This is a genomic window from Leclercia sp. UBA1284 (assembly GCF_002308415.1).
Lineage (GTDB): Bacteria > Pseudomonadota > Gammaproteobacteria > Enterobacterales > Enterobacteriaceae > Enterobacter > Enterobacter pneumoniae.
In genome coordinates this window covers 295,447-308,107 of sequence record NZ_DBUS01000006.1, presented here as the reverse complement: position 1 = coordinate 308,107, position 12,661 = coordinate 295,447, and the positions used below count along the sequence as shown (strand labels likewise).

Genomic DNA, 12,661 nt, shown 5'->3' with positions numbered 1-12,661 from the left:
AAAGCGTTAAAAACTGAAGAGTTGATCTTATCCGGTTATGAAATATGAATTAGAGGCCGAATATCGCCTCAATTTCTATCGAGAGGTCAGGTGAAAAGAGGCGGCTGACTTCTACGAGCGAGCTCGCTGGCAAGTGATCACCGTAATTTTGGTACAACACTTTGCGTAGTTCGTCGATCTCCGCAAAAGAGGTAATAAATATCGTCACTTTGATCAGGGCTGAAAAATCAGCGCCTTCCAGAGTAATGATTTTTCTCATTTGACTGAATATCTCTTCAGCCTGTTCAGCCATGCCTTTCTGTTGAGCGGCGGTGCCAAATGCGGTCAATCCTGAAATGTAGAGCGTATTGCCATGTTTTACGGAATGAACATAAGGAGCCTTTACTTCACCTAACTCAGGATAATTCTTGCGTAACAGGTTGTTCATACTGAGATCCTTCTGGAAGCGAGTAAACAACGACCTTACCATCTTCCTTAAAATGCTCCACCTTGATTTTTGATGATGAAACGCGCAACGTCCATTTGTTGCATCACGCGAACAGGCTATCTGAGCTTGAGGTTCGCCCTGAGCGAATAGCGACCAATATCAAAAATGCCTAAGGATAAGGCGATGATGAATATGCCCTTTAACGCGTAAGCATTTACCGCGAAAACCCATCACAGCTCATACAAGCCACCCCTGCAGGTGGCTTCGTCGTTAATGGCACATAGAGAAAGATTATTCAGCAAAGCAGCGAGCTGCATGCTCTTGCACAAAGGTCGTAACGGTTTCCGGTGCCTCCAGCGGCGGGAAGTGATTGACCCCCTTAAGCACCTTTAGCTCTGCCCCACCGCCCAGCAGTTGCTGCAGCGCGGTGGCAAACGGAAGCGGATTAGGCGCATCGTTTTCACCCTGCAGGATGAGTGCCGGTGCGGTAATGGCGCAATAGCGATCGGCCATTTCATGGTTCAGGAATGCAGCGGCATTCGCCTGCAGGGCGTGCGTCGCCCATTTTGCGGCCTCGGCACCCACGCTTTCCGGGACGCCAAAGGGTTGATAAAAGGCCACCGCACCGGAAGGCGTGGCAACCGCTTCGCTAACCCCCTCCACGGACATACCCGCGTCGCGCATCTGCTTGCCGTCTACATAGCAGGCGGTATAGACCAGTCCGGCCACCCGCTGCGGAGAGTTGGCTGCAAAGGTGGAGATGATATTGCAGCCGATCGAATGAGAAACCAGAACCACAGGCCCGTTGATGCCAGCCGCATCAATCACCGCTTTTAAATCCTCTGCGTGACGCGGAATGCTGTATGCCTCTGCCTGCAGGGGTTTAGCGGAACGGCCATAGCCGCGGCTGTCATAAGAGACCGTGCGGAATGTCCTGGACAACACCTCGGTCTGTGCCTGCCAGATATCGCTGATGCCAAAATAGCCGGAAACAAAAACGATCGGCAGACCCTGACCCTTCGCTTCGTAGTAAATTTCGATGCCGTCATCGGTGAGTGCGTATGCCATAGTATTACCTCGGATGTTAACAGTCCGAAAAGTATAAAAAGCGCCCCGCAACGGCGTGAGAGGCCAGGAAGTCAAAATGCGATGATATCGGGCCAACGTTGTTTCCGCAGGAGACAGGCCGGTCTCCTGCGGGAAAGGGATATTGCTCTGAGCGCAATAGCATCGCTTTTTGACCCTTTTTCATCGAAGAATGACCTGCGCGCGCCTCACCCCTCTTCCGCAGCTTTTTTATACTGCGCTCTCCATGCACAGACCGCATCGCTGCGGTGTACTTGACGGAGTAAAAAATGCAGCTGACTCAAATACGAAACGCCACACTGAAGCTTGACTATGCCGGGGTTCGCTTCCTGATCGACCCGATGCTCGCAGATAAAGAGGCCTGGCCCGGCTTTCCCGGAACGGCGCGTTCTCACCTGCGTAACCCTCTGGTGGCGCTGCCGGTTTCCGTTGACACTTTGCTGGACGTAGATGTGATTATCGTGACGCATACGCATCAGGATCACTGGGACGAAGCGGCTCAGCAGCTCATCCCCAAAGACAAGGTGATTTACACGCAGAATGAAAGCGATGCGTCACTTATCCGCTCTCAGGGCTTTACCGCAGTCAGCGTGCTGGCTGACACCAACGTCATTGCCGGCATTAACGTCGTAAAAACCGATGGACAGCACGGCAGCGATGAAGCCTATGCCATTCCTGAAGTGGCCGAACGCCTGGGCGATGCGTGCGGGCTGGTCTTTTCCGCTGAGGGTGAAAAGACGCTCTATATTGCCGGCGACACCATCTGGGTACCGACGTACGTGAGCAGCCTGAAGAAATACGCGCCGGACGTCGTCGTCCTCAATATCGGATGTGCGACGGTCGACGGGATTGGCGCCATTATTATGGGTAAAGAGGATGCCCTGCGCACGCTGGAGATTCTGCCGGCAGCGACCCTGGTGGCCTCACATATGGAAGCCGTAAACCATTGCCTGCTCAGCCGCGCTGAGTTGCGTGCATACACCGCAGAAAATGGTGTGCAACAAAATGTACGGGTGCCTGAGGACGGCGAGGCGCTTAGTCTTTGACGCACAGCCTGTCTGCAGGCGGCTAAAATCTGATTGCCGCCTGCCGGCAAAACGTCGGCTATACCCGATTTAATCAGTAAAAGGTCTCTATTATGTCCGCTCTGCACGTTGCCGTTATTGCCACGCCGGGTTTTAGCCCGTTTCACTTCTCCGTTCCGTCCATGGTCTTTGATAAGGCCATGCCGGAGCCGGGGCTGTTCGACGTGACGATCTGTGCTGAGCAGCCAGGCATAGTGGGATCTGATATCGGGATTTCCATTAACGTGGAGCATGGCGCTGAGCAACTCGAGATTGCAGACATTATTATCGTCCCCTTCTGGGAGCATCCCGGGGTGCGTCCCTCCCCTGCCCTGCTTGATGCCCTGCGAGCGGCCTGGCAACGCGGGGCTGAGGTGGTGGGGCTATGCCTTGGGGCTTACGTACTCGCCTATGCCGGACTATTGGATAACCGCCGGGCCTCGACGCACTGGGAGTTTGAGCAGGATTTTGCCGGGCGCTTTCCGCAGGTCAGGCTGGACGGTAATGCGCTCTATACCAGCGATGAGCGCCTGATCACCTCTGCGGGTACGGCCGCAGGCATAGACTGCTGCCTGAATATCGTGCGGGAACATTACGGATCTGCACTTGCGAACCGCGTGGCCCGGCGAATGGTCATTCCTCCGTACCGTGAAGGGGGACAGGCGCAGTTTATTGAGCACGTGGTGCCGGAGACGACGCGTGACGAGCAGATTAATGACCTTATTAACTACCTGCGCCGCAACCTGGACAAGCGCCACGATATTGACTCTCTGGCCGGTTTTTCCGGCATGAGCCGGCGCACGCTGACGCGCCATTTTGTCAAGGCAACCGGTATGACCGTCAAAGACTGGCTCAGCGCCCAGCGTCTGCAGCGCAGCCAGGAGTTGCTCGAAACCACGGATCACAGCATTGACGTAGTATCGTCCCTGGTCGGATACCAGTCCCCGGTCTCTTTTCGCCAGAGTTTCAAGGCGCGCTTTAATGTCAGCCCCAGCGAATGGCGGCGCACCTTCAGGGGACCGGGCGTGTTTTAAAGAGCGTGCCCACGCAGGATCATTGGCATTTTCTGAGACAGCCAGCCCGGCTCAACGAATGAGGTCCAGCTACTTAATTCGCTGACCGGTCTCATCAATCACTTTTTCACCATCCTCTTTCGTGAAAGCGCCCTTCTGACCTTCAGACAGGATCTCCAGCACCACTTCTGAAGGCCGGCAAAGCCTTGTCCCAAGCGGCGTGACCACCACTGGTCGATTGATCAGGATGGGATGCTGAAGCATAAAATCAAGCAGCTGCGCATCAGAAAATATCTCTTCTGCAAGACCCAGTTGCGCATAAGGTTCAACGTTCTGACGCAGCAACGCCCGCACCGGGATCCCCATATCGTTGATCAGCTGCACAAGCTCATTGCGGGTGGGGGGCGTATCGAGATAATAGATAATGTTCGGTTCGTTGCCGCTGTTACGGATCATCTCCAGCGTGTTACGGGAGGTGCCACAGGCCGGGTTGTGATAGATGGTGATGTTGCTCATATCAGTATCTCATTACAAAGTGACAGAGAGCCGCCACGCCAGCGCGGCCAGAGTGACAAAGAGCACGGGCAGGGTCATGATAATGCCGGTGCGGAAGTAATATCCCCAGGTGATGGTCACGTTTTTCTGTGCCAGCACATGCAGCCATAGCAGCGTGGCCAGGCTGCCTATCGGGGTGATTTTCGGGCCTAAATCGCAGCCAATGACGTTGGCGTAAATCATCGCCTCTTTGATGACGCCGGTTGCTGTACTCCCGTCAATAGAGAGGGCGCCAATCAGCACCGTCGGCATGTTGTTCATCACCGACGAGAGGAAGGCGGTCAGGAAGCCGGTGCCGAACGTGGCTGCCCATAACCCCTTATCCGCCAGCAGATTCAGCACGCCCGAGAGCGACTCCGTGAGTCCGGCATTACGCAGGCCATAAACCACCAGGTACATGCCGAGCGAGAAGATCACGATCTGCCATGGCGCTCCGCGCAGCACCTTTCCTGTATTGATGGCATGGCCTCGCTTCGCCACCACCAGCAGCACAGCCGCGCCAGCTGCGGCTATTGCACTGACCGGGATCCCCTGCGGCTCCAGAACAAAGAACCCGATCAACAAGAGCAGCAGCACAACCCAGCCCGCCCTGAAGGTCGCCGGATCCTTTATCGCGCTGGCAGGCGTTTTCAGAAGCGAGACGTCATAGGTCGCCGGGATATCGCGGCGGAAGAAAAGATGCAGCATGACCAGCGTGGCCGCAATGGCCGCCAGGTTTACGGGGACCATGACCGAGGCGTACTGCGTAAAGCCCAGGTTGAAGAAATCCGCCGAGACGATATTCACCAGGTTGGAGACGATCAGCGGCAAACTGGCGGTATCGGCGATAAACCCTGCCGCCATGACAAAGGCCAGCGTCGTCCCCTGGCTGAACCCCAGTGCGAGCAGCATCGCAATCACGATTGGCGTCAGTATCAGCGCTGCGCCGTCGTTGGCAAATAGCGCAGCCACCGCAGCGCCAAGCAAAACTATCCAGGTAAAGAGCAGGCGACCCCGTCCGTTCCCCCAGCGTGAAACATGCAGCGCGGCCCATTCAAAGAAACCGGACTCATCAAGCAAAAGGCTAATGATGATCACCGCAATAAAAGCGGCCGTAGCATTCCAGACGATGTCCCAGACGACGGGAATATCCTCGACATGAATAACCCCCGTAACCAACGCCAGCCCGGCTCCGATGCTTGCGCTCCAGCCGATGCTAAGCCCCCTGGGCTGCCAGATGACCAGAACCAGCGTCAGGATAAAGATACTCCCTGCCAGAAACATTTCAGGCTCCTTTATATATGATTATACGTATATGATTACACTACTCAGCAGGAGGTACAGGCGGATTTTTTTAACCATTCACCCACCTCTTCGCGCAGGCACTGCCATGACATCGTTATTGTTTCACTGGCCCATGCCGGCATGTGGGGAGAAAGCCGATAGTGGATCCATTTGCCTTCCCGACGATCGAGCACCAGCCCTGCTTCACGCAGGATAGCCATATGCCGGGAAATTTTGGGCTGTGACTCCGAAGTAGCCGCGCAAATATCGCAGACGCACAGCTCACCCGAATGCCGGAGAAGCATAACAATGGCAAGGCGGGTCTCATCCGCCAGGATTTTAAAAAGCTGCACAGGCTGTAGCATTTTTTGCTCCGTTCCCTTTATCTTTCATATATGGTAAATCATATGTGTATTTTTTGAAATCATCATCTCCCGGAGTAAACAATGGAACAGTTCCCTGCCCTGAACGCTGAATGCTTTGACCAAAAGATTGCTGAACGCCTGCAGCTTCAGGAGCCGCCACGTATTCTGATTTTGTACGGCTCGGTAAGGGAGCGTTCGTACAGCCGTTTCGCAGCGGAAGAAGCGGGTCGCCTGCTGACGGCGATGGGCGCAGAGGTGAGACTGTTTAACCCTTCCGGTTTACCCCTGCCGGATGACGCCCCGGATACACACCCAAAAGTGGCCGAACTGCGCGGGCTGGTCAGATGGTGTGACGGCATGGTGTGGAGTTCCCCGGAGCGGCATGGGGCCATGAGCGCAGTGATGAAAGCCCAGATTGACTGGATACCCTTAAGCGAAGGCGCCCTTCGCCCCTCCCAGGGGAAAACTCTGGCGGTGATGCAGGTCTGCGGCGGCTCGCAATCTTTCAATGCCGTGAACCAGATGCGTATTCTGGGCCGCTGGATGCGGATGTTCACCATTCCCAACCAGTCCTCAGTCGCCAAAGCCTGGCAGGAATTTGATGAAAATGGACGAATGCGACCCTCTTCCTGGTACGACCGTATTGTCGATGTGGCCGAAGAGTTATTTAAAATCACGCTGCTGCTGAAGGGGCAAACAGATTATCTCGCCGATCGTTATAGCGAACGAAAAGAGAGCCACCAGGCGCTCTCCGCCCGCGTTAATCAGGAAAAAATTTAACGTTTATCTCTTCGATAAGAGAGACTGCGTAGAGTTGGCAACGTCCGCTTCTGGCCGAAGCGGACAACAGATCTGCACTACGCAAGCTGTTGTCTTTTCGCCCATAACGTCTGATTTTTAGTCTTTCATTAAACGCATGAACAAACCTCATCAAGGAATAGGGACTACGCTTTTTAAGAGCGTCCAATTACCTGACTGGAGGATAGAGAGAGAAAGTGAATACCAGCAACGAGAAAGATAACTGTAAAAAGATTAACAAGTTATGAATTTTGTAATGTAGAGTAAGTTGCTCACATTATATACAGAGCTAATCTTTCTGCCGGGTTAGTATGGCATTCTGGTTATCTGTATAAATGTCTATGAAACTTATAAGTATTAAATTAGTTATTCTTTTAGTCGTTGCGATTATTTCCGGTTGCAGTGAGAAAAGAGTTCATAAAGTAAAAAATAATGACGGCAAATCTCTTATCAAATCTAACAGTCATTATTCCCCGGACTTAATTCCTGTCGTGGCTGCGCTGCACGATCAGTTGAACACCTGGCGTACGGCTCCCTATCAGTGGGGAGGGACTGATATTGATGGTGTCGATTGCTCTGGGTTTGTATGGAGAACCCTTAAAGACAGGTTCAACCTTCCTATGAAACGTGTTACCACTCATGATCTTATTCATATGGGGGTAAAGGTTGATAAAAAAAATCTTCGTGCGGGAGACCTTGTTTTTTTCAAAATTAAAAATGGCTTCCATGTTGGTTTTTATGATACCAACAATAAGTTTATTCACGCGTCAGTCAGTAAGGGAGTCACCCGTTCTTCTTTAAGGAATGTATACTGGAAGAGAATGTATATTGGCGCTCGTCGATTGCCGAATAACATCAGCGAAGTTATTACGATGAATCATAAATTGCCAAAATATGCACATGACAATCCTCTTTAATCAGGTAATTATTCATTTTAAAAAATGTATTTCCAGGCGCTCGTTTAAAAAAGGTTAATCCATGTATTGTCAATAAAAGACAAATCCACCTGTTTGACTGATGGAATAAAAAGGGACGGATTTTTTTTGGTATAACGAACTGGCTATTGGTGCACAGTGTACTGAGCGGTGGGCCGATGTCAACTATGAGCGAAGAGCAGACATTCTTAATTAAATCGCCATGGTTGCTAGCAATGCCGTATGCCAATCAACCGGGAGCAAATCAATCCATCGGGTAGTTCTCAACCAAACGTCGGAGCACATAGTTAGCAAGGCTACCCACATCGTCATTGCATTCAGTTTTGAGTTCGATGATTCTTTATGGGATGACAAGTTTACGGTTACGGTACGGTTACGGTACGGTTAGCAGTCTTGCCGCTGCAGCCCGCTCAAATAGCCAGTCGTTTAGATCGCCGCAGTACTCGCCATGGGTGATTTCTCGTTTGTTAGTGATGCCAATGTTTTTTATAAGGTAGGTGATGAGTGGAAGATATATTTTTTGTGATGATTTGGATTAAAGATCATCATGTGGTGTCGTTAACTTTTGGAGTTTTATCCGCAATTTTATGGATAAAATCTGCCACAGCAAAAGTTGAGCTAGGCAACAAAATTGTCATGGTCACATATGAAGATCCCAAACTTAATGTAAATCTCCATGATTTCTTTGCCACCGCGCGGCTTCAATCTAAGTATAATTCATTTGCTGCATTGTCTGCGGCTGCAACAGCGCTATTCCAGATTTTGGGTTTGTAATTCTGGCCGGCCCCTATTGCCCTATCGATTAATTACCGGTGGGGTTGGCTATGCCCGCTTCTGGTACGGAGCGGATAAGCCAACAGCGCCAAATATCCGCTCTGAGCGTAGAGCCGACGTTAACATTTATCAAAGAACGCAAACGTGCATATCGGTATCGTGGCGACTCAACTCTCTTTGTTCACAGGAACTATGAGAAATCCCAATTAAGAACGATAGCGTTGCAGTGTTTACACGAGAATTTATAAACCCCCTGATCTCTTCCGGGTTGATACCCGCTCATAAAGGTATCCCAGTCATTCCGGCTTTGGTCGTATCTTTCCATCCAGATTTGGATAGTTTTTTCATCTGCTTTGATTATATCCTGAGCAGTAGCATCGCCATGATATTCACACGCATCATTACAATGCGTAGCCCACTCCTGATCTTGCCAGGTAAAGATGCCCGGTGTGCGGCAAGAAATTTCACTCGAGACGTTCTCATCGACACACTCAGGATCTATTTCATTAAAAAAATCGACTAAGCTGGATTGAACAGCCTCACCAGTTTGAATGCAATCCGGGCACAGGCTGGCATCATTATCCGCCGTGGAATATTGGGGGCCGATATATTTAGCATTGCTAATTTTTTTACAGCAATCACAAGTAAATGACTCATCGGCAAATACTGTCGATAAGTAGTTGTCACTCATATAATTAAATCGGGACATATGTCATCCTTAATTTACCCATGCACTTATTGGCACAATAACACAGGGAAAGCGTTATACCTACGGACACGAAGGTGTCGTATACCCTCTCTGATAAGTGCTATAGGCAAGTCGATTACCTGGCGTTTCTGAACGCCCCGCCTATTCAAAATGACCGGTTTCTGGGACAGATACGCAAACAAAGCCTTAACCCAATGATTAACCTTTCGACAGTTGGGGTAAATGAACTTCCGCTTCTGGCGCAAAGCGAGCCAGGTTGTGAGCCAACGTCCGCTGTGACCAAAAAGCGGATACTACATTCGCAAGCGATCCCCCCAAATGCCCCATGCAGACTTATTAGGTCTCATCCTCGTCCCGAAAAAGCGTTTCGGCCATAAAGTCGATGAACACGCGTATTTTGGGTGAGAGAAACTTACTTGAGGGCCATAACAATCTGAACGTACCCTGATGCGCGATATGCTGATCAAGGACGAGCTGAAGTTGGCCTGTCGCCAGAGAGGGCCGAATCATGAAATCCGGCAGGCAGGCTATGCCCAGCCCTGCCAGGGCAACGTCCATCAGTGCGGCCGAGGTGTTGCATATCATCGTTACGGGTGGGCTTACGACCGGAGTATCAGAGGATGTTTTCAGCGGCCAGGGTTCAAGCCTGCCCGTACTGGGAAATCTGTGGTGCAGGCAGGCATGCTGGACCAGATCGTTAGGAATTTCGGGTACGCCGGACGCTTCAAGATAGCCCGGTGAAGCAACCAGCTTTAGTTGATAGTTGCCCAGCGTGCGTGACATAAGGCGTGAATCAGCCGGTTCACCGGTACGCATCACTACATCGAATCCCTCTTCAATCACATCTACCATGCGATCCGAAAAATCCACATCCAGCTCGACCTCGGGATAACGATGCATGAAGGCGGTTATGGCAGGCATCACCAGCATACCAACAAGAGGCATACTGATACGCAAGCGCCCGCGGGGTTGTAGTCTGGTTTCAGAAAGCTCCAGCTCGGCGGCTTCCACTTCGCTCAGAATGCGGCGGCATCGTTCAAGGAACAGACTGCCCTCAGCGGTGAGCCTTATGCTTCGCGTGCTGCGGTGAAACAGGCGGACGCCCAGCCGCTCTTCCAGCCGGGAGACGCTTTTGCCTACCGTTGATGAAGAAACGCCAAGGTTTCGACCGGCCCCGGAGAAGCTCAACGCTTCTGCTGCCTGCACGAAAAAGGTGATACCACTCAGTGATTCCATCATTAACAACACTTAAGAATATTTGTCCGATATGTTTTGAACATTAGCATTATTGTCCTGAATAAGTAACACCCGCATTATGGCTGCTACCCACTTCCTCTGGCGGCCCCGGGTAACAAAGACGGGGCTCCACCGCGCAGCAAGGCACAACTATGACTGATTCAACTCTCACTCAGCGTCAAAATGCTGAACATGATCGGCTCCCCATTGCCGCGCTTTTGGCGCTCGCCCTCGCAGGGTTCATTACCATTGTGACAGAAGCTCTCCCTGCGGGATTGTTGCCGCAGATTAGTGCTGGCATGAATATTTCGGGCGCGCTGGCCGGACAGTTCGTTACGCTTTACGCTGTCGGATCGCTGGTGGCTGCTATCCCTTTGATTACCGCCACGCAGGGCATGCGTCGCCGCCCGTTATTACTGCTCGCGCTGACAGGATTTGTTGTCGCAAATACCGTCACAGCGTTCTCTGTTAATTATGTCATTACGATGGCGGCGAGGTTCCTGGCCGGCGTTTCAGCCGGGCTCGTTTGGGCATTGCTGGCTGGCTATGCCGCACGTATGGTGCCAGACGAAAAGAAAGGCCGGGCTATTGCCATAGCGATGGTCGGCACTCCACTTGCTCTGTCGCTTGGCGTGCCTGCCGGCACTCTTCTTGGCAGCCTGATCGGGTGGCGCATGTGCTTCGGTATCATGAGCGTGATGGCGGTGGGGTTGATGGTATGGGTGCGTATCCGGGTGCCTGATTTTGCGGGGCTGGCTGCGGGTAAACGCCTGCCGCTGAGACAGATTTTGACGCTTGCAGGCGTCCGCCCGGTGTTATTTGTGGTACTGACGTTCGTACTGGCGCACAACATCTTTTATACCTACATTGCGCCGTTTCTGGCATCCGTTAACATGGCTGACCGAACTGACCTGATATTGCTGGTTTTTGGTGTCGCGTCGTTACCTGGCATTGGGGTTATCGGCGTATTCGTTGACCGATATCTGCGCCTGCTCACGCTGATCACTACGGTACTGTTCGCCCTGTCTGCGTTTGTACTGGGAGTGATGAATGATATGCCGGCTGCGGTTTATATGGCTGTTGCCGTCTGGGGCTTATCCTTTGGTGGCGCTGCAACCTTATTCCAGACCGCCATTGCCAGAAACGCGGGTGACGCCGCTGACGTGGCACAATCCATGCTGGTCACAGCCTGGAATCTGGCGATTGCTGGCGGCGGTATTGTCGGGGGTATATTGCTTGATTCCTTAGGGTCTACCGCTTTCTCACCTGCGGTCGTTTTACTGCTGCTCTCAGCACTGGCGGTGATCTGGGCTGCAAGGCTGCACGGTTTTCCGACAGAGTCGGCATAAAGGCACGCCCTGCGTCAAAATGGCATTTTCGCTTCCCCCTGCAGGACCCGCAGGGGGAACTGAAATCAGGTAAAAGCGAGAGACAGACACATGGTTTGATGGCTTAAGGGGCACGCCACGTCAGAGAATCTATTTATTAGGCTCCTCAACAAAGCGGCGTTGTCACATCCCTCTATTCGTTTTTACTGGTGTCACCCACTCAGGCGGACCGGCTAACCAACTTCAGGTAGGCTTTAACACTTTCACTGGTTTCTTGCTCACGACTGATAAGCACCAGATTAGCGGTTAAATTGGGTTCAATCAGACGACGATAAACCAGGCCCGGAATATGCACCTGCTGCAAAGGCGCTGGAATGAATGCCAGCCCCAAACCGGTAGCAGCCATAGCAAGTATGCTCAGCGTGCTACCCGATCGATAAGCAATGTGACAATCTTCCCCAAGCCGCTGGGTGAGAGTGATAAAAAGATGCTCATGTGCGTCGTGAGCGTCATAAATAATGAGGGGTTGCCCGGCAAGCATGTCTATCGTTAGGCATTCATGCTGAGTAAGCGGATGATCCTCAGTAAGTGCAACCCGTATTTCCCAGTCGCCAATACGTCTGACAGCCAGATCTGATGCCGTAATTTTGCTGTGCACGGGCGTATACCCTATGTCCAGTTGCCCGGCTAAAATGGCCTCAACCTGTTCTTGCGGACCGACCTCATGGATCATCAGTTCTGCATCAGGAAAGCATTGATGAAACAGACGTAGATCGGCTATCAGTTTGCCACTGAAGATGGCATTTCCGGCAAATCCCACCCGTACCCGGCCCGTCTCCCCCCGAATCGCGCGTTCCACGGTAAGCCTGGCACGCTCGGTCTGCTCAACTATCCGCTTTGCTTCAGTCTGCATTAACAGCCCTGCTTCCGTAAGCACAACGCGGCGGCTGGTACGGACAAAGAGTGCCCCTCCCAGTTCGGCCTCAAGCGCCTTGATTTGCATACTCAGGGCGGGCTGCACAATGTTAAGCCTCTTCGCGGCACGACCAAAATGGCCCTCTTCCGCGACGGCTAAAAAGTAACGCAGATGACGTAAATCCATTGCTGC

The 12,661-nt window shown here is 52.1% G+C and carries 14 protein-coding genes; 6 read left to right on the top strand and 8 right to left on the bottom strand.

From position 1 onward, the window contains the following. Positions 1-49: 49 nt before the first annotated feature. Positions 50-427: a RidA family protein gene (locus B3511_RS04685; RefSeq protein WP_286777636.1), complete on the bottom strand. Its 378-nt coding sequence runs from the start codon at positions 425-427 to the stop codon at positions 50-52. Positions 428-718: 291 nt separating this feature from the next. Continuing rightward, positions 719-1,495, bottom strand: coding sequence for an alpha/beta fold hydrolase (locus B3511_RS04680; protein ID WP_286777635.1), 777 nt, complete (start codon positions 1,493-1,495; stop codon positions 719-721). A gap of 287 nt (positions 1,496-1,782) precedes the next feature. On the opposite strand from B3511_RS04680, the gene B3511_RS04675 reads away from it, so the two are divergent. Continuing rightward, positions 1,783-2,559, top strand: coding sequence for an MBL fold metallo-hydrolase (locus tag B3511_RS04675; RefSeq protein WP_286777634.1), 777 nt, complete (start codon positions 1,783-1,785; stop codon positions 2,557-2,559). 92 nt (positions 2,560-2,651) lie between these two features. Beyond that, positions 2,652-3,611, top strand: coding sequence for a GlxA family transcriptional regulator (locus B3511_RS04670; RefSeq protein ID WP_286777633.1), 960 nt, complete (start codon positions 2,652-2,654; stop codon positions 3,609-3,611). A 69-nt stretch (positions 3,612-3,680) separates the two neighbouring features. Here the strand turns inward: B3511_RS04670 and arsC are convergent, their stop codons facing one another. Genes arsC through B3511_RS04655 form a run of 3 tightly spaced genes read right to left on the bottom strand, consistent with a single transcriptional unit; the run spans position 3,681 to position 5,773 of the window. Further along, complete coding sequence (gene arsC / locus B3511_RS04665; RefSeq protein ID WP_286777632.1) at positions 3,681-4,106, bottom strand: glutaredoxin-dependent arsenate reductase; 426 nt, start codon at positions 4,104-4,106, stop codon at positions 3,681-3,683. A gap of 12 nt (positions 4,107-4,118) precedes the next feature. Next, positions 4,119-5,408 (bottom strand): arsenic transporter, encoded by a 1,290-nt coding sequence (locus tag B3511_RS04660; protein WP_212476918.1) that lies wholly within the window; start codon positions 5,406-5,408, stop codon positions 4,119-4,121. A 44-nt stretch (positions 5,409-5,452) separates the two neighbouring features. Further along, entirely contained in the window at positions 5,453-5,773 is a 321-nt protein-coding gene (locus B3511_RS04655) for a metalloregulator ArsR/SmtB family transcription factor (protein ID WP_040076660.1), read from the bottom strand. An 81-nt stretch (positions 5,774-5,854) separates the two neighbouring features. Between B3511_RS04655 and arsH the strand changes: the two genes are divergently transcribed. From arsH to B3511_RS04640, 3 genes are all read left to right on the top strand, one after another. Beyond that, on the top strand, positions 5,855-6,553 hold the full coding sequence (gene arsH, locus B3511_RS04650; protein WP_286777631.1) for an arsenical resistance protein ArsH: 699 nt from the start codon (positions 5,855-5,857) through the stop codon (positions 6,551-6,553). Between the two features lie 359 nt (positions 6,554-6,912). Then, positions 6,913-7,488: a C40 family peptidase gene (locus B3511_RS04645; RefSeq protein ID WP_286783334.1), complete on the top strand. Its 576-nt coding sequence runs from the start codon at positions 6,913-6,915 to the stop codon at positions 7,486-7,488. A gap of 522 nt (positions 7,489-8,010) precedes the next feature. After that, positions 8,011-8,280, top strand: coding sequence for a hypothetical protein (locus B3511_RS04640; RefSeq protein ID WP_286777630.1), 270 nt, complete (start codon positions 8,011-8,013; stop codon positions 8,278-8,280). 190 nt (positions 8,281-8,470) lie between these two features. Here B3511_RS04640 and B3511_RS04635 read toward each other — a convergent pair whose 3' ends face one another. Both B3511_RS04635 and B3511_RS04630 read right to left on the bottom strand, forming a co-directional pair. Continuing rightward, positions 8,471-8,989 (bottom strand): CbrC family protein, encoded by a 519-nt coding sequence (locus B3511_RS04635; protein ID WP_286777629.1) that lies wholly within the window; start codon positions 8,987-8,989, stop codon positions 8,471-8,473. A gap of 336 nt (positions 8,990-9,325) precedes the next feature. Beyond that, positions 9,326-10,225: a LysR family transcriptional regulator gene (locus B3511_RS04630; protein WP_286783333.1), complete on the bottom strand. Its 900-nt coding sequence runs from the start codon at positions 10,223-10,225 to the stop codon at positions 9,326-9,328. A 152-nt stretch (positions 10,226-10,377) separates the two neighbouring features. Between B3511_RS04630 and B3511_RS04625 the strand changes: the two genes are divergently transcribed. Further along, a complete protein-coding gene (locus B3511_RS04625; protein ID WP_286777628.1) occupies positions 10,378-11,574 on the top strand; it encodes an MFS transporter in 1,197 nt (398 codons plus the stop codon). 199 nt (positions 11,575-11,773) lie between these two features. Here B3511_RS04625 and B3511_RS04620 read toward each other — a convergent pair whose 3' ends face one another. Further along, positions 11,774-12,655, bottom strand: coding sequence for a LysR substrate-binding domain-containing protein (locus B3511_RS04620; protein ID WP_233801103.1), 882 nt, complete (start codon positions 12,653-12,655; stop codon positions 11,774-11,776). Positions 12,656-12,661: the final 6 nt, after the last annotated feature.